The sequence below is a fragment of the Psychrobacter sp. 16-MNA-CIBAN-0192 genome (assembly GCF_040309565.1).
Lineage (GTDB): Bacteria > Pseudomonadota > Gammaproteobacteria > Pseudomonadales > Moraxellaceae > Psychrobacter.
In genome coordinates, this window is the sequence record NZ_JBEOOX010000006.1 from 67,710 (window position 1) to 91,128 (window position 23,419).

The following is a 23,419-nucleotide window of genomic DNA, read 5'->3' on the forward strand; positions in this document are numbered from 1 at the left end:
TATCTATACTCACCTTTTTATTCTATAAATTATTTATCAAAGTCTTCAATGGCAGCATTGACGCTGCTCAAAAATGCATCACTTTGCGCCAATAGTTCAATTAAGCGTTGTTCATTAACCACTTTTGCCAATTCCTCAGGGCTAAAAGCCTGTTCTTGACTGTAATACAGCATTTCTGTGATATCGGTTTTCTCTAACGTTTGCAAATGCTGCTCAACATATTCGGCGCTAGATTTCATATCTTGCCTTTTTGTATTACTCATCAAAACCACCTCAAGCCACTGGGCGTAATCAATCCATCAAGCGGTACATCCCACGGATGCCTTGCCAGTTGTTCCACCACTTGAAAATCGTAACACCAGCCGATTTTAAGCGGTTTTTTATTGCCAGAACGATAGCTCTTGCCCAGCGTTCTATCATAAAAGCCGCCGCCCATACCCATACGGTTGCCGTGTTTATCAATGGCGGTAAGTGGACAGATAATAACGTCTAACTCCGCTGCCCACAGCAATCTGCGGTGATGGTTTTGCTTCATACCCAAGTTGTGAATACGAGTGGGAATATTCAGTAATTTATTCTGATAAGTCGGTACAAACCGCAAGCGTTTATCATGCTGACTGAGCGAGCCTACGACAGGCAAGTACGGTCGATAGTTAAGACGCTGACACCAGTCTAATAGCGGCTGAGTTGGTAGCTCGCCAAAACCATCATAATATAAGCCAATACGCGCATGGGCAGGCAAGCGATGTTGTAGCTTACTGAGATGCAAACTGGCAGCACGGGCAAAGTGTTGGCGTTGATTAGCAGTCAACGCTCGGCGCTGGCGGGTAAAATGGCGTCTGGGTGGATTGCTGATAACGGATTGCGACTGAGCCTTTTTATCCTCACAAGGTAAGATATTAATATTAGCGATATCGGCATTAGCAATATCACAAGTGCTAAGAGTGGTTATCATGTTTTGGTGACCTTTTTAATGTAAGCCATAATTTTAATAAATTCGTTTTTTACTATGAATAAAGGTCATTAGTGAGAAAGATTCTATTATTATATTTGTAAATACGTCATCACAACCTTGATTCGTCCTTGAGATATTTGTGATAAGTCGTGCTATTATATTGTAAATGACACGCACCGTTAGTCAGATGAGCCACGCTTTAGGCTCTTTTTTCTCGCAATCAATCATCAAAGAGGACAGTTATGTCGACACAGAATCAGGCAACTCGTACCGAAAAAGATACCATGGGCAATGTGGAAGTTCCAGTAGATGCCTATTGGGGCGCGCAAACTCAGCGTAGCCGCGAAAACTTTAAGATTGGTGGCGAAACTCTGCCGCGTCCAATGATTGAAGCGATGGCAATGGTCAAAAAAGCCGCTGCGATTACCAACGCCAGCCTTGAGCGTATTGATACTGACAAACGCGACTTGATCATCCAAGCGGCTGATGAAGTTATTAACGGTGGCTTAACGGACCAATTTCCATTAGTCGTATGGCAGACCGGTTCTGGCACCCAGTCAAACATGAATATGAACGAAGTATTGGCAAATCGTGCTAATGAAATTGCTGGCAATGCACGTGGTAGCTATCAGCCAATTCATCCAAATGACCATGTAAATCATGCACAATCAACCAATGACAGCTTCCCAACCGCCATTCGTGTCGCTGCTGCACGTCAAATTAATAGCTTACTGATTCCTGCTATCAATGCCTTGCGCGCTACTTTAGATAGTAAAGCAAAAGAATTTGATAGTATCGTTAAAATCGGTCGTACCCATTTGCAAGATGCCACGCCTTTGACTTTAGGTCAAGAGTTTAGCGGTTATGTCAGCCAGCTTGATCATTCATTGGTGCGTATTGATAATGCATTACAAGGGTTGTATGAGTTGCCACTTGGCGGCACTGCGGTTGGTACGGGTCTTAATGCGCATCCTGATTATGCGGTAAAAGCGGCTGAGCAATTAGCCACGCTAACGGGTCTGCCATTTGTAACCTCACCGAATAAGTTTGAAGCGCTTGCCGCTCGTGATGCTGAAGTATTTGCTTCTGGCGCATTAAAAACATTAGCGGGCAGCTTAAATAAAATCGCTAACGACATTCGCTGGTTATCATCAGGTCCACGCTGCGGTATTGGCGAGATTACCATTCCTGAAAATGAACCAGGCTCGTCTATCATGCCGGGTAAAGTGAACCCAACCCAGTCAGAAGCCATGACTATGGTGGTTGCGCAAGTGATGGGTAACGATACCACCATCAATATGGCTGGCGCGTCTGGTAACTTTGAGTTAAACGTCTTTAAACCGGTTATCGCTTATAACTTACTCCAATCTATTAAACTGTTGGGCGATGCGTGCAATAGCTTTAATGAAAATTGTGCGGTTGGTATCGAGCCAGTAAAAGACAAAATTGATTACTTCCTACATAACTCATTGATGCTCGTGACTGCATTAAACCGTCATGTTGGTTATGAAAATGCGGCGAAAATTGCCAAAACGGCTTATAAAGAAGACAAAACGCTGAAGCAAGTTGCGGTTGAATTGGAGCTATTGACCGAAGCTCAGTTTGATGAGTGGGTAACGCCTGAAGATATGGTGCATCCTTCTTAATTTAGACTATTATCTTAAGTAAAAAAAGACCTTGTCATGTAATGTGGCAAGGTCTTTTTTGTATGGCTTAAAGTTTAAATAGAGATTGCCTGAAGTATAACTTTAGGCAATCAATCTGCTCCTATTGCGCTAGAATATACTTTATATTTATTGAACTTTATTGAAATATTTAATTATAAGGAGAGTAAATGTGAAAGAATATTTTGAAGATTGGAAAAACTCGGATTTACATAAGGGTAAATTATTTATAACAGATGGCATTATTGATGAAGATTTTTGGCTGAAATCTGAGGTCAAAGTACTCTTTTTACTTAAAGAAGCATATGACTCAAAGAGAGTAGAGGGATCATGGGATTTAACGAAACTTATTTGCCGTAAAAAGGTTTCTGGTAGAACGCTCAAACCTATGGCGCAATGGGCATACGGTGTACATAATATAATGAAAAATTATGAAATTGCTCCTTATAAGGGAGATGGAGTAGATGTTGAAAAGGCTTTGTTGTCGTCAGCTATTATTAATCTAAAGAAAAGCAGTGGAAAAAGTGCATCGAGTAGTACAAACTTATCAGCGTATGTAGATGAAGACTGGCATTTAATACATAAACAAATTAGGGATATCAAACCTGAAATAGTTATATGTGGAAATACTTGGTCTTTAATAAAACAAAAAATGTCATACGAAAAAATTTCTGATAGGAGTTATTTGTCTGAAGATATTCTTTATATTGACTATTGGCACCCTGCGAACAGAGCTCCTAGTGTTATGAATTATTATTCCATATGTGCATTAGTTCAATTAGCTTTGAATAAACTAAATAATTGAATAGGTATAATAAAAAAGCCAAGCAAGACGCCCAGCTTTTTATATTAAATCTCTAAAGTTTTTTAAAATTTATACAGCAACCCAACCACCGTATTTGAATCAATGCGCGAATCCACCATTGGGCTATCATGTTGCTCATTTGAGAGATAGTCTAAGGTTTGGCTGGCAAATCCTGCCCATTTATCATTAATATCATAGTTGGCACTAACGCTTACGTAAGGATTAAAGCTTTGGCTTGGGCTATAGGCTGCAACGCCTGTACGTGCTGATTCTGTATTGCTCACACCATAATAATAATCGTTATAGCTTTCGTCATGCCATTCAACGCCCACGCTTGGATAGACGGTTAATTTATCTTTGGTGAATTTGGCAAGGTAGGTTAAGCGCGCTAAATTACCATCATTACGCCCTAAGATATCAGTGGCAAATTGCCCACGGAAGCCACCAATTGGCGTACGATGCAGATACGTGACACCAGCAGCAGCCGACGCTTTACGTTTATCAAGACCTGATAGGGCGCCATTGGCATCCTCTGGATCGAACTCATTACCCGCAAGTTGAGCGTAGGCAGACAGCTGATTGGTGCCATCATTAATGAGGTAAGCGCCCGCTTGAGCACCGCGCGCGTAGAATTTATTATTATCATAAAACACGCTTGGCAACACGCGCACGTCGCTGCCATCGACATCATAAGCTGAGTTGGTAATGACAACGTTGGCACCAACGCTTAACTCTGCATCTTGGTCAGCAGGTAGGTTTTTAAAAGGTGCCGCATTTGCCATGCCAGCGGTGCTCAATAATGCCATTACTGTTACGGCACTTAGCAAAATGCGCGTATTAAATGTTGATACTTTTGAGGTAGTAGACATAATTGGGTCTCATAAAGGGGTAGAGGGGAATTGGAGGGAATGACGGAGTATTATTGTCCAGCTGCTAACGCGCGTAATATTTGAATATGAATGTCTTGCCACCACAGAAAAAAACCAATTGAGATAACCAGCATCACAAGCCATGGCAGCAGTTGCCAAATCATAGCAGGCTTCGGCGTCAAATGAGGATTATTTTGCCTATCAAAAGACGGCTGAGTGTTAATATTGCCATCAGCTGAATATTGAATATAATCCGTTTGATAGGGCGATATAGACGCTTGCTGAGCACTCATGCGCTGACGATGGACAATACCGATAGCCAAGGCAATGACCAAACCCGTTACTGCACCGCCAATATGTCCAGCATTATCAATTCCCGGCACTGCAAAGCCATAAACTAAATTAATACCCATTATCAGCACTAAGCTTCTAAGATTGAGCACCATACCGTTGACGGATATTTTAAACAGTGCCGCGATCAATAGCGCCGCCCCGATACCCATAATGCCGCCAGATGCACCCGCTGAAATATCAGGAAGGATGCTACCATCTAATATGCCGAGTAGTCTGTTATCTTCTAAAATAGCTTGCCACATTATATGGTTGTTTAATAAGTTGCCGCCAATAGCAGCCAGTAAAAACAGCGCCAAAAATTTACTGGAGCCAAACATGGGCTCTGCAATTTGACCAAAAAAGTACATGGCAAAGCAATTAAATAATAAATGCATCAAACCAATGTGCAAAAATGCACTACTTACCAAGCGCCAAGGCTCAAAACCCATAGTAAAGGGCAGTGCATTTGCGCCCCATTTGAGCAGCGCTTCTGTCGATGGATTATTGGCATCCATACCAGACAATACTTGTAAGATATATAAGCCAATAAAGCAGACCAATAATAGGGTCGTGACTGGGGCAGTTTTAAAAAGCTGTTGAATCGTCATAAAGCTGGGTTTTCATTAAAAATGATGGGTAGAGTATAAAGGGTATGACTACCATAAAGAAAGCTACCAGCGCATTGGCGCGACATAAGGCAGCGCTGTTTTAAGGTATTCATACGTACCTTTAACCAAAATATTATCGCGCACTTGGTTGATGTCCGTATGACCACAAAACGCCATGGTAATATCGCATTCATTGTAAATCAGCTCAAGGGCACGGCGCACGCCATCTTCGCCATAAGCGCCAAGACCGTATAAAAATGCGCGCCCAATCATCGTACCGTTGGCACCCAATGCCATGGCTTTAAGCACATCTTGACCAGAGCGAATACCACTATCAAGCCAAATCTCAATCTGACTGTTCTCAGCGCGCACCGCTTGTACGATATCGCTCAATGCTGCAATAGACGAGGGCGCACCATCTAACTGACGACCACCGTGGTTAGAGACGACCAAGGCATCTGCGCCACTACGCGCTGCTAACACGGCGTCTTCAGGCTCCATGATGCCTTTGATAATAAGTTTCCCGCCCCACATATCTTTAATGCGTGCCACATCATCCCAGCTTAGTCCGGGGTCAAATTGCTCAGCCGTCCATGCGGATAACGATGATAGGTCTTCAACATTTTTAGCATGACCGACGATATTGCCAAAAGTACGGCGTTTAGTACCAAGCATATTCATGCACCATTCAGGCTTGGTCATCAAGTTTAATATGTTAGCAAGGGTAGGTTTTGGTGGCGCGGATAGACCATTTTTAATGTCTTTATGACGTTGCCCTAACACTTGTAAGTCAGCGGTTAAGATTAATGCTGAGCAATTGGCGGCTTTAGCACGGCGGATAAGATTTGCCATAAATTCTTGATCACGCATCACATAAAGTTGAAACCAAAACGGTGCACTGGTATTCTCTGCCACATCTTCAATAGAGCAAATACTCATCGTCGATAATGAAAACGGCACACCGAACTTTTCAGCCGCACGTGCTGCATGAATTTCACCATCCGCCCACATCATCCCAGTAAAACCTGTTGGCGCTATAGCAACGGGCATTTTTACTGGCGAGCCAAGCATATCTGTAGCAAGTGAACGCCCTTCCATATTGACCAGTACCCGTTGGCGCAGCTTAATGCGGTCAAAGTCTGTTTCGTTATTACGGTACGTGGTCTGCGTCCATGATCCTGAATCGACATAATCATAAAACATACGCGGAATTTTGCGCTGTGCCACACGGCGTAGGTCTTCAATTTCGGTAATTTTGCTCAAATCTTTCATGAAATTTCCCTTAGTAACTTTCTTAGTAGCTTTCTAGCAAACTAACTAGAAAGCTGACGCCAGTATCAAGGATACGATAGCGTCAGCTTAAATACGATTGATGAGTTACGGTTGATTCGTTTACATGACTTATCTTTGTGGTTTAACTTTCTAGTTTAAACATCAGCTTTATTTACCAGTGAAGGCGGTGTTTTTTTACTAGTGAGTGCCATAATTCCAAAAAACGCGATTGGCCAAATCACTGCCAAAATCCACCACCACATTTGTCCAAAAATAATTCCCATGCCAATCAATCCTGCTTGAATGACATAGTAGGTCATTGCTAGCAAGGTTTTGCGAATGACATAGCCTTCTTTGTCCATCATGCCAACCACCGCACAGGCTGCAACCACGTTGTGCACCGCAATCATATTACCAGCGGCACCGCCCACTGCTTGTAAGGCGACCACTTGCGCGGCAAGGTTGCTATCGAAGCCAATTTGGTTTGCTGTTGACCACTGGAAGTAAGAGAACATCATATTACTAACGGTGTTAGAGCCCGCGATAAATGCGCCCATCGCCCCAATCCAAGGGGACACCAATGGCCATGCATTTTGGAAGGCGTCGGCTGCACTTTCAGCAAGCAGAATAGGCATTGCAGGCAAACTATTAGCCACTTCCGCAGCTGAGCCTGAGTTGATAAATACTTGTACCATCGGCACAGAAAACAGCAGAGCAGGTGCAGCGGCAACCATCGTTCTGGCAGAATTGGTCCAACTGCGCTTTACTGCGCGACCATTCATTTTAAATAATAAAATACAAATTAACGAGGTAATAATCAGAATCGTACCCGGAGAATAGGCAAGCTGTACCTTACTTGAGATAGTCGTCCCAAACAAATTGCTAAACTCCACTGTGGTTAAATTACCCGTTAAAAAGGCTTTTAGCGGGGCAATGACGCGAGTCAAGATTAGTAGACCGATCACAATCAAATAAGGTGAGAATGCTCGAACTAATGAGAATTTTGGTGCAACAGTATCATCAAACTTTTCTTCAGTAAGCGTACCTAGCCAATCTTTATCCCAGCTGGCGCGTGGTGGAAAATCAAAGATTTCTTTTGGCATTAAAAAACCACGTTTTGCCGCTGGTAATACAATCATCAGTCCAATAAAACCACCAACCAATGACGGGAATTCAGGACCCAAATATTTAGCCACTAAAAAGTATGGAATGGTAAAGCTTAGACCCGCAAAAATCGCAAACGGCCAAACTTTTAGCCCTTCAACAAAGGAGCGTTTTGCACCAAAGAATCGAGTTAAGAAACCACTTAGAATCAGCGGAATTAGGAAGCCAACGAGGGCATGAATTAGACCAATATTACCGGTGATTTGTAGCAGATAATTTTCTGCCGTTAGAGGCGCAATGGCTTGAGTGATGTCTTGTTTATCACTAATACCCGTCCAAACGCCAAGTAATACGGGCGTACCTACTGCGCCGAAGGATACTGGTGTTGATTGGATAATCAGTACTGCCATCACGCATGCCATGGCTGGGAATCCCAATGCCAATAACAAAGGCGCACCGATAGCAGAAGGCGTTCCAAATCCTGACGAACCTTCAACCATAGAACAAAATAACCACGCCACAATAATCGCTTGAATCCGCCTATCGGGGGAGATATCCATAAATCCTTTACGGATAGCGACAATCGCACCACCTTCTTTTAGGGTGTTGAGCAATAAAATCGCGGCAAAAACAATAAATAATAGCGTTAAAGCAACGATAATACCGTTTACTGTGGCTGCTGCGACTTGCGCGCCGCTGGCTTGCCAGACAAATAATGCTAACAATGCCGTCACTACATAGGCAGCACTCATTGAATATTTTGCTGGTAGCCGCATGATGACCAACAGTACCAGAACGACTAAAATGGGCGCTAAGGCCAAAAAAGTATACATTATTTACAATCCTTGTTAATAAATGTCATTTAAAGAGGAACAGTTAAATCGTAAAGCATTTTTTGTTATTAAGACTTACTAAGTGCCTGTTTTTATAAGCGTTTATAATTAGATAAACTTTATCGTTAAATCCTTCCTAAAAAATTACTCTTTTATCCTGCCTTTTATCCTGCCTTTTATCTCGGAGTCAAGTCATTCACCTGAGAGTTGAACATAACAAATGTCTGAAAAATATACCAGTCATTAATGAAAAAGTGCACATATTTATACAGTCGCTCAGATGGATAGTCTCTTAGGTGCACATAATTGCGTAAGGTCGCTGTGGCATCTTATAACCCTGTTAGATATAGGTTAAAAACCCGCTAAAAATCGCAGTCCTTATACTTAAACCAACTGCTGCAAATCTAGGATTGAAAACGGATAATTTAAACGTTGGTTGTGCGTGATAAGCACAGGAATGGTCGTGGCAAATGTCATCATTAATGGCTCATCAAAATCGGCAATATCAACCAGTTGGTAAGAGATAGGATAGACAGCTTGCAATTGTCGTAAAATCTCTTCAGCTTGGTCGCATAAACGGCAGCCAGACGTGCCGAGCAATAGCCAGTCATGTTGGTAATGATTGCCAACGCTATCAGTATCGCAATTAGCTAGTGCATTGATAATTGTTGCTCGTAACGACTTGATATTCTGTCTATTATTCTTATCTGCATTTAGGTCTGAGCTTATATTTGGACTCATATTGGTACTCGTTCTGTGGTCTAGGAATGCTCTTAGCTGTTATCACTAGGATTGCTTTTGTTGCTAGGATTAGCTGCATTGGGATTATTTGCTATCATAAAGAAAGCGGGCAATTAATGACAGCGATTGTAAGATTAGGTAAGATAGCCTGCCGTTGACGCTTATAACCCATATGCCGCTATCTATTATAAGTAGCATGTTATAAATAGCGGTGCTTTCTTACTTTTAGCTGATTTTTACATGACTTAGCCTTCAACCACTCGGATATTGCACGCATGACAAGTATTGGCAAATTATTCAAACGACTGTTATTGGTAGCATTATTGCTGATAGTCGCCTTTCATGTGTTGGTCGCAGGCTTACTATTGATGTGGAAGACGCAGCCGATTAACAACAGCATGTTTATGCTAAGTCATAGGATAACAGGCGGTAGTGTCACCCAGCAGTGGGCGGATTATGATGCGATAGCCAAGTCCGCCAAGCAAGCAGCAATTGTTAGCGAAGATTCTAAATTTAGTCAACATAATGGCTTTGATTTAGATGGTATTGAAGCGGCACGTAAAAAAAATGAGGCATCTGGTAGTACGTCCGCAGGCGGCTCGACCATCACCCAGCAATTGGCAAAAAATCTATTTTTAACCTCCCATCGCTCTTATACGCGTAAAGTTGAAGAAGCGGTCATTACGGTAATGATTGAAACATTATGGGACAAACAGCGCATTTTAGCCGCGTATTTAAACGTCGCAGAATTTGGCGAAGGTATTTATGGTATTGATGCCGCCGCACACCATTATTTTAATAAATCGGCTGCTACACTTAATCGCGATGAATCAGCGTTACTCATTGCCATGCTCCCCAACCCAAAGTATTACGGCAAAAATAAGGGCGATAAACGTCTGCGGAATAAGCAACGCATTATCAAAAGACGTATGAACAACGCGGTATTACCATAATCACTCTCAGGTTTATTAAAATTGTTTTCATTTAATCAACGACAAAGCTGGCAGTTAGGTCTAAAATAGATAAAATCTTAAAAATCTATTGAATAAAAGTAATTTTTTGAAAAGATTGCCAGTGCCGAGTTTGGTAGTACCGTTACAATAAATAGGGGAGTAGTTGCATGACCAGCGTAAACGATAATCGCAGTGACAATATAGTAAATAAGCAGAACATAAAAGAGAACGTGCTAGAAAATAGTAAAATAAAGAGTAGCCCAGCCGAAGAAAATAGCAACGGTAGCGATAAAAATAGTACAGCAGTAAGTAATATTGCAATCGACATTGATAAGAATATCGTTAAGAACATTGATACAGAGATTGATAAAACAAGCAGTATTGAAAAATCCAGCATCGATATACCTAATGATGTACCTAGCATTAGTAAGCCACTTCAAATTGATGATAAACCGCTAGCCACGAAACAACCTGCTCCCAGCACACCAGCAAAACCAAAAGCTGTTAGAAAGCCCAGAACGACCACGAAAAAACCTGCATCATCAGCTAAAGCGCCTAGTACTGCTACTAAGTCTGCTCCGCAAAAGACTGCTAAACCTGTAATCAGCACCACACCTATAACCAACATCACAAGCAAATCAGCAATGACTACCACAACCACAGCATTGACGACGGCATTAACCACGATCTCGTCAAAACCTAGCTCAAAAATATCGCTACCTGCTGTTTCAAAATCATTGGCATTGACGACAACAGATAAAATTGCGACGGCAAATAATTTAACCAAGATTGCATGGCAGCGCCTAGAAGACGGCACTTATTCTCCAAACAGTTATATTCATCGTGACTTGTCATTACTGGGCTTTCATCTGCGTGTTTTAGCGCAAGCAGCAAGTCCGCGCCATCCTTTATTAGAGCGCCTGTTTTTCTTGATTATCTTCTCCTCCAATATGGATGAGTTTTTTGAGATTCGCGTGGCTGGTATCATGCAAAAGTTAAGCTTAGGCAACGTTGCGGACACCCCGCACGGTATGCGCCCAAGTGAGGTGCTCGATGAAATCTCAGCGATTACACATAAGGCAATTGCAGAGCAGTACCGTATCTTAAATGAAGATATTTTGCCGGCATTAGCAGAACAAGACATTCGTTATCTTAAGCGTGACGAGCTGAATGCTGCGCAATCAGCATGGATGAAGCGCTATTTTATTGAGCAAGTGTCGCCAGTACTAACGCCAATTAGTATTGATCCTGCGCATCCTTTCCCAAGACTGGTGAATAAGAGCCTGAACTTTATCGCCACACTAGAAGGCAAAGACGCCTTTGGTCGTGATATTAATTTGGCAATCGTACCCGCGCCGCGCAGCTTACCGCGTGTCATTCGTCTGCCAGATGAGTTGACTGGCGGCAAAGAGCATCACGTTATGCTCTCAGCCATTATTCATGAGCATATCGGTGAATTATTCCCCGGCATGAATGTGACGGGTTGTCATCAATTTAGACTGACCCGTAATGCGGATTTAGATTTAGCCGATGATGTTGATGATATTGCCAAAGCCCTTGAGGGCGAGCTTGAAAACCGTCGTTTTGGTGATAAAGTGCGTTTAGAGGTGACTACCGATTGCCCAACGCCGATTAGTGACTATCTACTAAATGAGTTTGAGCTGCATAATAACCAGCTGTACCGTGTCAATGGACCGGTCAACTTAACGCGCCTATTGTTTGACTTTAATTTGCCAGACTTGCGTTATCAGCCCTTTACGCGAATTGTGCCAAAAGCCTTCCGCCGTGATATTGATAAGTTGGATAAAACCACCAGCATGTTTGCAGCCATGCGTAAAGGCGATGTATTGGTGCATCATCCTTTTGATTCCTTTACGCCTGTGGTCAACTTATTGTGGCAAGCAGCAAATGACCCTAAAGTCTTAGCCATCAAACAAACCCTTTACCGCTCTGGCACCAACTCTGAGATTGTCAAAGCGCTAGCAGCAGCGGCGCGTAATGGTAAAGAAGTTACCGCTGTGATTGAGCTACGTGCACGCTTCGATGAAGCGTCTAACCTCGCCGTTGCTAACTTCTTACAAGAAGCAGGCGCGGTTGTGGTATACGGTATTGTTGGCTATAAAACCCATGCCAAATTGATGCTGATTGTACGCCGTGAAGACGACCGTATTCGCCGCTACGTCCATTTAGGCACTGGTAACTATCACGCCGCTAATGCAAAAGTATATACTGACTATGGCTTATTCACAGCTGACACGGATATCTCAGAAGACGTCCATAAAATCTTCCAAGAACTGACCGGAATGGGCAAACCTGCCAATCTCAAAAAGTTGCTGCATGCACCATTTACCTTGCATGATAAGCTCATCAGCTTTATTGAAGATGAAATTGCCCATGCCAAGGCTGGCAAGCACGCTCATATTATCCTTAAAGTCAATGCACTCACCGAGCGCCGCTTGATTGACAAGCTGTATGATGCCTCGCAAGCTGGCGTTAAGGTCGAGCTTATTTTGCGCTCTATCTGCTGTTTGCGCCCGCAGGTCAAAGGTTTATCAGAAAATATTACCGTGCGCTCGGTGATTGGACGCTTTTTAGAACATACCCGCGTGTATTATTTTTATAATAATGGTGATGAACGCATGTATTGTGCCAGTGCCGATGCCATGGATCGTAACCTGTTTCACCGCGTCGAAGTTGCCTTCCCGATTGAAGATAAAGGCTTGTTTAAACAAATTTATCATGATGGCTTGCTCAACTACCTAAAAGACAATACCCAATCATGGGCATTAGATGGTAAAGGCGATTGGCAACAAAATAAACCAGCGGTTAATGAGCCGGTGCATATTGCTCAAGACTATTTGTTAAAAGTCATTAACCGAGTGGGCGAATAACCTATTCGCTCATCAAGATAGTAAAATATCTAACAGTTAATACTAAAAATAATATAAGAAAAGCCTTCACTGTTTTTTACGATTAATCTGTGTTCATAACTTATCAGCCAAGCTTGGAGTATCATCTAGGCTTGGTTTTTTTATGCCTAAAATTTGTTTCTCATTATTTCTCCCTACAAATAAAACCATAAATTTTGATTACAAACTGTGTTTCAACCTCACACATACTCACATATTGATACCTGAGTACACTAGTGTAGAGGGAAACGATATCCCTATAATCTATGTTAGGTAACGATTAACAGAGTAATTTTTTTAAACTAAGACATTCAAATAGACAAGATGTTCAAATAGAGTAGTGACAATAAAGATTAATAATAACAACAATCGAAATAAGGAACAGATTAATGAGCACTACTAATAGCACTAGCAATAACGATACCTCAGATATTAAGCAAGCGGCTGACAATATTAATGTAAAGAAAATAGAAGAAAACTTGCAGGATAGTGGGCAAGATAAGAAAGTCATTGAAGAGCCAGTAGCATTAACCGAAGAACAAAAGACGCCGTTTATTGATGAAGAAGTTCGCACTGATAACTCGTGATAACGAGACAGTTCATTAGCAGTAAATAAGGCACTATAAAAAATTATTCATAAGGATATGTCATGACTACCCCAGTAAATAAAACAACACAAACGGTGCAACCAATCATCAATGAAAAGACATTGAATAACGAAGAAGCCGTACCGGTTAAAGATCCAGCAGCGCTTGCCCCTGACAACCCCAAAGATAGCTATGAAGGGCGTAAGAATGACCCAGATATTGATGGACCTCAGCAAAAATCTCAAGAGACTGATGAAATCTATGTCGACCCCCGTAAAGAAGAAAATTTACCGGATGGTGGCAAGAATGTAGGCGAGTTAAATGCGTATGATTTAAGCCAAAAAGGCAATCAAATATAATTAAGAAATGCAATTGATATTTTGAGTTGTAAACTGATTTGAATAACAATATTTAAATATAAATGTCTAAATATTAATGATGCTGTATAAGTTTTTGTTGAAAATATTGCGTCTTTACTTTCATTACTCTTAAGGATGATATTATGCAAACTAAAGATCCTGCTTTAACCAAAACACTTATTGTGGATGGTAAAGATAAAACAGACCATCTACATACTGGTGAACATCATCACGTGACTCCTGAACTTATTCATGACGATCTCCATCACAAGGGTACTGAGACACTTCAAGAGACGGTGATAGGTACGTTATATACTAGTGATCATATCTTTGATGACGTAATTCATGAGCATGACGGACATCTGCATGGACAATACGATAGCGCTGTACCTCACGATGAGTCTATCCATCATGGCGACCACAGAGTCCAACGCGCGCTTGATGAGCATAAAAATACTGCTACTTTCCAAGAAACAGTGGTAGGTTCAGGACATATCCCTGAAGATCATATAGATGAGGGTGATATCTTAGCGCGCTATCCTGATCGTCGTGATCAAGAAGGCAACGCTTTTGATGACGGTATTAATGAACATAGTGTCCGTAGTGAGGTACCGAAAAGTGAAAGCATCAATGATATGAACCGCTATGCCACCATTGATAATGCGCAAACTCGGGTGCTCAATCCTGATGAAAAGTAATTATTCTTTTAGTAAAGTAGCGGTTATATAGAATAGTCGTTATATTAAGAGTTATTCTTAAGCTTATTTCAGATATAAAGCTCATATCTACAAGGTATGCTTGATAGCTCTATAAAAATAGCTTTATAAAAAAAGCACGCTACCCCTGATATATAATTTATCAGCGCTAGCGTGCTTTTTTGCGATGCCTGTTAATGTCGCTTTAAATACTGCGTCTAAACAGGTTCGCCACTATGAAATCTCAATTCAGTATCCGGACTTGAGATTAATTCAGCTTCAACGGCTTTAAAAAATGCCACCCGCTCATCAATATTTTCCGCAGATAAGGATTGAGCTAACGCCAGATAGTCTTCAAAATGACGGCTTTCAGACTTCAATAAATAGCGATAGTATTTTGCAAGACGCGCATCATCAATCATTTCTGCCAAAGCAGAAAAACGCTCACAGGAGCGCGCTTCAATAAATGCACCGATAATTAACACATCTATCATCGCAGCAGGCTCATGGGTGCGCTTGTGCTTTAGCATGCCTTTAGCATAACGTCCTGCGCTCAGATATACCCACGCTTGACCACGCTCCTTCATGATGCCAAGCACTTGCTCATAATGCAGCATCTCTTCGCGAACCAGCTGTGCCAGCTTAGCTTGCAGCTCATAAGAAAACTCATAGCGAAACATCATATTCATCGCTGTTCCTGCCGCCTTTTTTTCGCAATTGGCATGATCTTGAAGAATCATTGGCACGTTATTAAGGGCAGCAGTAATCCAGCCTTGAGACGTTCTACTGCCCAAAAAATTATAAATAGGCGTGAGGTCGACTTTTATAGGCGTACGCAGCTGACTGATATCTACGCTATCTTCTGGTTGCAACTCGATTTCTAAAGCTATTTCTGAAACTGGTTCTGAACCAATGGACGGACAGGTAGTCATAATCTTATAAGCCTATATTAAAAATTATCAGGTGAGGTGTGAAGTCAATCTATTCAATCGTCATTTCTATAATTGTTATTTTTTATTTTGGTAAACAGTGGTTGCTACAAGGGTAATTCTAAATAAAATGATAAAAACATAATAAGGGATAATATTTAATTATAAATAACCCCAGTAATGATTACTTACAGTTTAGTTTTACTCGGTAGTCACCTTGTAAGATAACCAACATTATACTGCTAAAGCTATACTCTTCCTAAAGTATCATTATTATAAAACCCCATTATTTATCTTGTGAATGCCTTTTCCTTGTTTATTTCATTATTTGATAGTAGGATATATTTTATTTATGATACGTTTTGTCTTACTATTGATTATCACCTAATTATTTCTTGATGGTTACTAAGTATTATTAGGTATTAAAAATAGCTCAGCTTATCAAGCATCGTTACACCACTCGTATTACCCTTCACGAACCGATAAGGACACCACTATGAGCCAGGCTTCTCACACCAATCGTATCCAAAAAGGCATTCTCGCTATCGACCCTCTGATGTATGACTTTATTGAAAATGAAGTGCTGCCAACGGTCGGCGTCGATTCAGAGAGTTATTGGACGGGTTTTGAGAAGGTCGTCAAGGAATTGACTCCGCGCAATAAAGCGTTACTGGCAACTCGTGATGAACTACAAGCGAAAATAGATCAATGGCATCTAGATCATCCTGCCAAAAATGGTGAGATTGATTATCCTGTTTATAAGCAGTTTTTAAAAGATATCGGTTATTTGCTGCCAGAAGGTGAGGCATTTTCAGTCAGCACTGGCATCGTCGATAAAGAAATCACCGATATTGCAGGACCGCAACTGGTTGTACCGGTAAAGAATGCTCGTTATGCGCTTAATGCGACTAACGCGCGTTGGGGTAGTTTATACGATGCGCTTTATGGTACAGATGTTATCAGTGAAGATAATGGTCAAGAGACCACGCGCTCTTACAATCCAAAACGTGGTGCCGCTGTCGTAGCCTACGCAAAAAACTTCTTAGATGAACATTTCACCTTAGTTTCAGGTTCATATAGTGATGTCACTGATTTTGATGTGATAGACAGTAAGCTTGTCTTAACTCAAGGCGAGAGCACGACCACGCTACAAGACCCTAGCAAATTTGCTGGCTATGTTGGTGATACAAACCGCCCAACCGGTATATTATTAAAAAATAATAACTTATACGTTGAGATTCAAATCGATGCCAATCATCCTATCGGTAAAGATGATCCGGCATTTATTAAAGATGTCTTACTTGAGTCCGCCATTAGCGTGATTCAAGATTGCGAAGATTCTGTCGCGGCTGTTGATGCCGATGGTAAGGTTAAAGTCTATCGCAACTGGCTTGGTCTTATGAATGGCACATTGGCAGAAAGTTTCGAGAAAAATGGCAAAGTGCAAACGCGAACGCAAAATCCAGACCGCGCATATATCACTCCAGAGGGTAACAAGCTGGTTTTGCGCGGTCGCGCGCTATTGCAGATTCGCAACGTGGGTCATCTGATGCAAAATCCATCTATTCTCGTTGATTTAGGCGATGGGCAGGAAGAGATTTTTGAAGGCATCATGGACGCGCTAATGACGCCGCTTATGGCATTAAATGATATTAAAGGCAAAACCGAGCGACCAAATTCGCTTACCGGCTCTATGTATATTGTTAAGCCAAAAATGCATAGCCCTGATGAGGTTAAATTCGCGAATGACTTATTTAATGCCTCTGAAGATGTCCTAGGGTTACCTCGTCATACGATTAAAATGGGTATTATGGATGAAGAACGCCGCATGACGGTGAATCTAAAAGAAGCCATTCGCCAAGCTCGCGAGCGCGTTATTTTTATCAATACTGGTTTTTTAGATCGTACCGGTGATGAGATACACACTAGTATGAACGCAGGCGCTTTTGTACGCAAAATTAAGATGAAAGAGCAAGTGTGGATACCTGCTTATGAGCAATGGAACGTGGATATTGGACTAGAGGTAGGTTTGCAAGGTCATGCGCAGATTGGTAAAGGCATGTGGGCGCGTCCTGATGATATGAAAGAGATGATGGAGGTCAAAATTGCCCATCCACAGGCTGGTGCAAATACAGCATGGGTACCATCGCCGACGGGAGCAACGTTGCACAGTATTCATTATCATATGGTCGATGTCGCAGAAGTGCAAAGTCGTATCAAATCTCGCAAACGTGCCAGTATCGACGATATCTTAACCATTCCATTGGCTAAAGACCCAGATTGGACAGCAGAAGAAGTACAAAACGAGATTGAGAATAATGCGCAGGGTATTTTGGGTTATGTTGTCCGCTGGGTAGACCAAGGTATTGGCTGCTCAACCGTACCCGATCTCAATAATGTTGGGCTGATGGAAGACCGGGCAACCTTACGTATCTCAAGTCAACATATTACCAACTGGTTACTGCATGGCATCGTTACTAAAGAGCAAGTTATGAAAACGATGAAGCGTATGGCAAAAGTCGTGGATGAGCAAAATGCCAATGACTCAAACTATACGCCAATGGCACCTGATTTTGAATACTCTATTGCCTTTAAAGCGGCGTGTGATTTGGTTTTTAAAGGTCGCGAGCAGCCAAATGGTTATACTGAGCCGTTACTCCATCATGCCCGCCGCGCACTAAAAGGCAGCTTATAAGATAAAGCACTTATAAGATATAAATGGGTCCTATACCGTATTCATTTTAACCTATCATAAACCAGTAATGACTGTTTTGAAACAGCGGTAAAGCCACTATTCGCTTCGGCGGGTAGGGGTGTTTTTTTGAGCTTTTACTTGCGCATTCTCTAATTTCGCAAGTAGGTTTTGACAAGATAAAAGTGCAATTTTTAGGACGGATATGACGCCACAGCTCTAAAAAAGTGTTGCAAATTATGTCAAAGTTGTTATCCTAGTGGTTGAAGTATGAGTTTGGTAACGGATGTTACACTTTAGAGCGATAAGGACTTAAGTTTACACAATAGTTACATTATTAATGGAAACTATGTAAGTAAAGGTTTTTTCATCTTATGGTAATAGCACTTCGCCACACTTGTTGCTGACTGATTTCGGTAGCCAGTTACACATTATATCTTTGAGGATTTGTGACGATACCATTATGGGTGTTGGCTAATTAAAGTCCGCCCATTACTAACATTGTAAAGTGGAGATATCCCCATGAAAAAATTACTTCTAGCTACAGCAGTTGCTGCTCTATCTGTATCTGCAGCGCAAGCCGCCCCAACATTCTACGGTAAAGCCTTCGTAGCAGCTGACTATGTCAATGCTGAGTTTGATGGTCCTGCTGGCAATATGTATGATGAAGATACACTAGAGATTAACTCTCATTCTTCACGCCTAGGTCTAAAAGGCTCTGAAGCTCTATCTGCTAATACTGATGTTATTTATCGCTTAGAGTATGGTATAAGCGTTGACGGTGATAGTAATGGTTTTAAAAACCGTGATACGTATCTTGGTGTAAACAATAAGCAGTTTGGTGAATTCCGTGTTGGTAAAAACCAATCAAGCTTAGCTCGTATTGATAACGTTGTAGTAAATGAAGGTTATTGGGATAATCTAGGTCAGACTCAAAATGAGAAGGAAGTTGTTTCAGCATTAAACATGGCTGATAGTAACCGTATCTCAAGCTCAGTCATTTGGACTGCTCCTAAATATAACAATTTACCATTAGAAATTTCTGCAATGTACAGCTCTGACGATGCCAATGGTAATGACAACTCAGGTTTTGGTGTAGCAGCTCTGTTTGATCAAGGTACTGGTTTCACTGCAGGTCTAGCTTATGATAAAGATCAAAACATTATCGGCGATATTATCCGTGGTACTGCTACTGTTGATTTAGGTAAGTTTATTTCAGCTCCAGTAAAACTCGGTGCACTATATCAAGTAGCTGATTATGATGGCGGCCAGTCAAAAGAAAAAGGCTTAGTGGTTAGTGCGCAAATGCCTTTAACTAACTTTGCCCGTCCAGCATCTGTATATGCCCAGTATAACAATACATCTAACCTGAATGGTTTTGATAACTCTGATTCAGATCAAATCGTTGTTGGCGGCAAATATTTCTATAAAGACAATATCATTGCTCATGCCTATGCTGGTATGAATAAAGCTGACAATGTTCGAGCTTATGAATTAGGCGCTCCTGGTATGGTAGTAGGCGACGCAGAAGTATTAGTAGTTGGTACTGGTTTAGAATACAAATTCTAATATCTATATAAAAAGATATTAAGATTTGACTAAGAAACTCATCCTTCGGGGTGAGTTTTTTATTTTCTTCAATAATTCATAGCAATAAAATCATTTAAAATTTGGCTTTTTATCAATCTTAATATTAGCCTCCCTGTAGAGATATCAAATTAATTTGTTACAGTATTTTAAAAACGTTATGGAAATTGTTATAATTGTCAATAAGGTATGAGTTTGGTAATCTTGAATGTGCTCATAAAGTGCATTTATAAGGATTCATATTTAATCAACCATTGATCGATAGTATGTCATCTAGACGTCATAGTTATTTGTCATAATAATGCTTATCAAAGCCGATAGCTTGCGTTTCCCAATTCCCTCAAGTATCGGACGCCTTTTCATAATATTTTTGCCTACAATCAAGTGCTAAAGTTAGCTCCTTAATAACATATTAACATTGAGACCTGCCCATGAAAAAATTACTATTAACCTCAGCCATTGCTGCTTTAACCATATCAGCTGCGCATGCTAAGCCAGAGTTTTATGGTAAAGTTTTCGTCACTGCTGATTATATTAATTCTGAAGCTGATGTGAATAACCGTCTTGCTGCCAATGAGCGTGTGGAGGCACTCGATAAATACGATGAAAATACAGTGGAGATTAACTCTCATTCTTCACGCTTGGGGCTTAAAGGTTCAGAGGCAATGACTGCCAATACCGATATTATCTATAAATTAGAATATGGTTTAAGTGTTGATGGCGATAAGAGTGACTTTAAAAGTCGTGATACTTATTTAGGTATAGCAAATAAGAAATTAGGCGAGTTCCGTGTGGGTCGTAACTCATCAGTACTTGGTAATGTGAATAACGTCACATTGACGGAAGGCTATTGGGATAATCTTGGCGATAGTAAGCTAAAAAGTGAAAACGAGCTACGTGCGCTGAATATGCTGGACGATTCTCGTCAAAATAACTCAGTGGTTTGGATTGCGCCTAAATACAATGAGCTACCGTTAGAGCTTGCGCTACAGTATGCGGCAAACGAGAGCTTTGATGACAGTAATAATGGCTTTGGTGCGTCACTCATGTTTGATAAAGGCACTGGCTTTACTGCTGGTCTTGCCTATAGTAAAGATATGGACACCAATGGCGATATTACCATGCTGGATTTGACGGATCCAAAAAAGAAAAATAAGATGAATTATGGCGGTGATGTTATTCGCGCTACCGCTAGTGCTGATTTGAGCAAGTACATCGCGGCACCGGTCACGATGGGTGTGATGTATCAACAAGCAGACTATGACTTTGCAGGCTCTGAAAAAGAGAAAGGTTTGGTCGTCAGTGGCGAGATGGGACTAACCAGTTTTGCTAAGCCTGCTTCTGTCTACCTTCAGTACAATAAAACGGACAATCTAAACGGCTTTAGCGATTCTAACTCGGATCAAATCGCGCTTGGCGGTAAATACAAGTTTAAGAAAAATATCATTGGTCATGCCTATGTCGGTCAAAACTCAGCTGATTATGCCGCTGTTGGCAAAGTAAATAAAATTAACGGCGAAGGTAAAGAGAAACTTGAACGTTACGACATCATTCGCTCTGATATTAATGTGTTTGCAGTCGGTGGTGGTTTAGAATATAAGTTCTAATGTATTACTAAAAAATTAATGATTAATTTTGATGAATGATTTTGATGAATGATTTTGTCCATTAATTTCAATTATCATTTTTAACGATTATTATAGAAATGATACGAAAAAACTCATCCTTCAGGGTGAGTTTTTTGCGATTACCTTTTAAATGTTTGGTAAGACAGCTTACGTAAATACTAAAACCTAAGAGTTTGAAAGAGTTTGTGCTTTTGCCCTATATTTTGTGGCGTATTTTTAGTAAAATCCTTCTTTACCAATTACCGATAGAGTGCTATGACCAAGTTTATATTTGTGACCGGTGGGGTAGTGTCCTCACTAGGAAAAGGTATTACTGCCGCTTCTCTTGCTGCAATCCTTGAAGCCCGTGGTGTGAGCGTGACCATGACCAAAATGGATCCGTATATCAACGTCGATCCGGGTACGATGAGTCCATTTCAGCACGGTGAAGTATTCGTCACTGAGGATGGCGCGGAGACGGATTTAGATTTGGGCTATTACGAGCGCTTTTTGCGCCACTCAAAAATGAGTAAGAGTAATAACTTTACCAGTGGTCGCATTTATCAAAACGTGCTGAATAAAGAGCGCCGCGGTGAATATTTGGGCGGTACGGTGCAGGTTATTCCGCATATTACTGATGAGATTAAAAGCAAAATCATTGCCAGTGGCGTGGGTTATGATGTTGCAATTATTGAAATTGGCGGTACGGTCGGTGACATCGAGTCATTACCGTTCATGGAAGCGGTACGCCAAATGCAAGTAGAGCTAGGTCGCAACAAAGCGATGCTCATGCATTTAACCCTCGTTCCTTATATTGCCAGTGCCGGTGAAACCAAAACCAAGCCGACACAACATTCAGTAAAAGAGCTGCGTTCTATTGGTCTACAGCCAGATATTTTGATTTGTCGCTCAGAGCATGAAATCTCTCCAGATAATCGCCGCAAAATCTCGTTATTTACCAACGTTGAAGAGCGTGCGGTCATCATGTGTGAAGATGCGAAAAGTATTTATCAGATTCCACGCACACTGTATGAGCAAGATTTGGATGATTTGATCTGTGAGCGTTTCGGACTTGATGTACCTGAAGCAGATTTAAGTGATTGGGATAAAGTGGTTGAAGCCCAGCTGAATCCAGAATCTACGGTAACTGTAGCGATGGTTGGTAAATACGTTGAGTTGCCTGATGCTTACAAGTCTATCAATGAAGCTTTGCTCCATGCGGGTATTACTCACAAAGCGGCGGTCAAGATTGATTATATCGATGCCGAGCGTTTAGAAGATGATGATAGCTTGCTTGCACGCTTGAATGATGCCGATGCTATCTTAGTTCCCGGTGGTTTCGGTGAGCGCGGCACGATGGGTAAAATGAAAGCCATAACTTATGCCCGTGAGAATAAAGTTCCGTATTTAGGTATCTGTCTGGGTATGCAACTGGCGGTGATTGAATACGCGCGTAATGTGCTCAATATCGATGCCAATTCATCTGAATTTGACCGTAAAACCGCTGAGCCGATTATTGGTTTGATTACAGAATGGTTAGATGAGCGCGGTGAGTTGCAAATCCGTAGTGACGATTCTGATCTAGGCGGCACCATGCGTTTGGGCGCACAGCAAGCCGAATTGGTTGCCGGAAGTAAACTTGCGCAGATTTATGGCGCAACCAACATTACTGAGCGTCATCGCCATCGTTATGAGATGAACAATCGCTATATTGAGCCATTAGAACAAGCAGGCATGACCATCTCAGGTTATTCAGCCAAGCAGCATTTAGTGGAAGCGGTCGAGTTGGCTGACCATCCTTGGTTTGTTGCGGTTCAGTTCCATCCGGAATTCACCAGCTCGCCACGTGGCGGTCATCCCTTATTTAATAGCTTTGTTAAAGCGGCAAAAAATTATAGCGCCAGCAGGTAATATTGA

19 protein-coding genes are annotated in these 23,419 nt (G+C 41.5%); 11 read left to right on the forward strand and 8 right to left on the reverse strand.

From position 1 onward, the window contains the following. Nucleotides 1-29: 29 nt before the first annotated feature. Together AAEY78_RS07180 and AAEY78_RS07185 are read right to left on the reverse strand one after the other, a co-directional pair. Nucleotides 30-263, reverse strand: coding sequence for a hypothetical protein (locus AAEY78_RS07180; RefSeq protein WP_352338526.1), 234 nt, complete (start codon nt 261-263; stop codon nt 30-32). Further along, on the reverse strand, nt 263-955 hold the full coding sequence (locus tag AAEY78_RS07185) for a 5-formyltetrahydrofolate cyclo-ligase (RefSeq protein ID WP_352338528.1): 693 nt from the start codon (nt 953-955) through the stop codon (nt 263-265). Before AAEY78_RS07185 ends, AAEY78_RS07180 begins: the two co-directional genes overlap by 1 nt. Before the next feature lie 242 nt (nt 956-1,197). On the opposite strand from AAEY78_RS07185, the gene fumC reads away from it, so the two are divergent. Both fumC and AAEY78_RS07195 read left to right on the forward strand, forming a co-directional pair. Further along, a complete protein-coding gene (fumC, locus tag AAEY78_RS07190) occupies nt 1,198-2,601 on the forward strand; it encodes a class II fumarate hydratase (protein ID WP_352338530.1) in 1,404 nt (467 codons plus the stop codon). Between the two features lie 190 nt (nt 2,602-2,791). Continuing rightward, nucleotides 2,792-3,424, forward strand: coding sequence for a hypothetical protein (locus AAEY78_RS07195; RefSeq protein ID WP_352338532.1), 633 nt, complete (start codon nt 2,792-2,794; stop codon nt 3,422-3,424). A gap of 62 nt (nt 3,425-3,486) precedes the next feature. On the opposite strand, the gene AAEY78_RS07200 is transcribed toward AAEY78_RS07195, so the two are convergent. From AAEY78_RS07200 to AAEY78_RS07220, 5 genes are all read right to left on the reverse strand, one after another. After that, a complete protein-coding gene (locus tag AAEY78_RS07200; RefSeq protein WP_352338534.1) occupies nt 3,487-4,293 on the reverse strand; it encodes a MipA/OmpV family protein in 807 nt (268 codons plus the stop codon). Between the two features lie 50 nt (nt 4,294-4,343). Next, nucleotides 4,344-5,234 carry a rhomboid family intramembrane serine protease gene (locus AAEY78_RS07205; protein ID WP_352338536.1) on the reverse strand — a complete coding sequence of 297 codons (891 nt, stop codon included), beginning with the start codon at nt 5,232-5,234 and terminating at the stop codon, nt 4,344-4,346. A 63-nt stretch (nt 5,235-5,297) separates the two neighbouring features. Beyond that, nucleotides 5,298-6,506 carry an alpha-hydroxy acid oxidase gene (locus tag AAEY78_RS07210; protein ID WP_352338537.1) on the reverse strand — a complete coding sequence of 403 codons (1,209 nt, stop codon included), beginning with the start codon at nt 6,504-6,506 and terminating at the stop codon, nt 5,298-5,300. Nucleotides 6,507-6,661: 155 nt separating this feature from the next. Then, a complete protein-coding gene (locus AAEY78_RS07215; RefSeq protein ID WP_352338538.1) occupies nt 6,662-8,443 on the reverse strand; it encodes an L-lactate permease in 1,782 nt (593 codons plus the stop codon). A 384-nt stretch (nt 8,444-8,827) separates the two neighbouring features. Then, entirely contained in the window at nt 8,828-9,184 is a 357-nt protein-coding gene (locus AAEY78_RS07220) for a glutaredoxin family protein (RefSeq protein ID WP_352338539.1), read from the reverse strand. Nucleotides 9,185-9,459: 275 nt separating this feature from the next. Between AAEY78_RS07220 and mtgA the strand changes: the two genes are divergently transcribed. From mtgA to AAEY78_RS07245, 5 genes are all read left to right on the forward strand, one after another. Then, a complete protein-coding gene (mtgA, locus tag AAEY78_RS07225) occupies nt 9,460-10,137 on the forward strand; it encodes a monofunctional biosynthetic peptidoglycan transglycosylase (protein WP_352338541.1) in 678 nt (225 codons plus the stop codon). Between the two features lie 737 nt (nt 10,138-10,874). Beyond that, nucleotides 10,875-13,028 (forward strand): polyphosphate kinase 1, encoded by a 2,154-nt coding sequence (gene ppk1 / locus AAEY78_RS07230; RefSeq protein ID WP_502943706.1) that lies wholly within the window; start codon nt 10,875-10,877, stop codon nt 13,026-13,028. Nucleotides 13,029-13,435: 407 nt separating this feature from the next. Further along, on the forward strand, nt 13,436-13,633 hold the full coding sequence (locus AAEY78_RS07235; RefSeq protein WP_352338543.1) for a hypothetical protein: 198 nt from the start codon (nt 13,436-13,438) through the stop codon (nt 13,631-13,633). A gap of 62 nt (nt 13,634-13,695) precedes the next feature. Beyond that, nucleotides 13,696-13,992 carry a hypothetical protein gene (locus AAEY78_RS07240; protein ID WP_352338544.1) on the forward strand — a complete coding sequence of 99 codons (297 nt, stop codon included), beginning with the start codon at nt 13,696-13,698 and terminating at the stop codon, nt 13,990-13,992. Nucleotides 13,993-14,135: 143 nt separating this feature from the next. Then, nucleotides 14,136-14,690: a hypothetical protein gene (locus AAEY78_RS07245; RefSeq protein ID WP_352338545.1), complete on the forward strand. Its 555-nt coding sequence runs from the start codon at nt 14,136-14,138 to the stop codon at nt 14,688-14,690. A gap of 215 nt (nt 14,691-14,905) precedes the next feature. Here the strand turns inward: AAEY78_RS07245 and AAEY78_RS07250 are convergent, their stop codons facing one another. Next, nucleotides 14,906-15,619, reverse strand: a complete 714-nt coding sequence (locus AAEY78_RS07250) for a MiaE family protein (protein WP_352338547.1) — start codon at nt 15,617-15,619, stop codon at nt 14,906-14,908. A 493-nt stretch (nt 15,620-16,112) separates the two neighbouring features. Here AAEY78_RS07250 and AAEY78_RS07255 point away from each other — a divergent pair, with 493 nt between their 5' ends. From AAEY78_RS07255 to pyrG, 4 genes are all read left to right on the forward strand, one after another. Then, on the forward strand, nt 16,113-18,311 hold the full coding sequence (locus tag AAEY78_RS07255; RefSeq protein ID WP_352338549.1) for a malate synthase G: 2,199 nt from the start codon (nt 16,113-16,115) through the stop codon (nt 18,309-18,311). Between the two features lie 519 nt (nt 18,312-18,830). After that, the gene (locus AAEY78_RS07260) at nt 18,831-19,877 is read left to right on the forward strand and encodes a porin (RefSeq protein WP_352338551.1); all 1,047 of its coding nucleotides are present in this window, start codon (nt 18,831-18,833) and stop codon (nt 19,875-19,877) included. Nucleotides 19,878-20,326: 449 nt separating this feature from the next. Beyond that, nucleotides 20,327-21,502 carry a porin gene (locus tag AAEY78_RS07265; RefSeq protein WP_352338553.1) on the forward strand — a complete coding sequence of 392 codons (1,176 nt, stop codon included), beginning with the start codon at nt 20,327-20,329 and terminating at the stop codon, nt 21,500-21,502. Between the two features lie 276 nt (nt 21,503-21,778). Next, nucleotides 21,779-23,413, forward strand: coding sequence for a CTP synthase (pyrG, locus tag AAEY78_RS07270; RefSeq protein WP_352338555.1), 1,635 nt, complete (start codon nt 21,779-21,781; stop codon nt 23,411-23,413). The last annotated feature ends 6 nt before the right edge of the window (nt 23,414-23,419 follow it).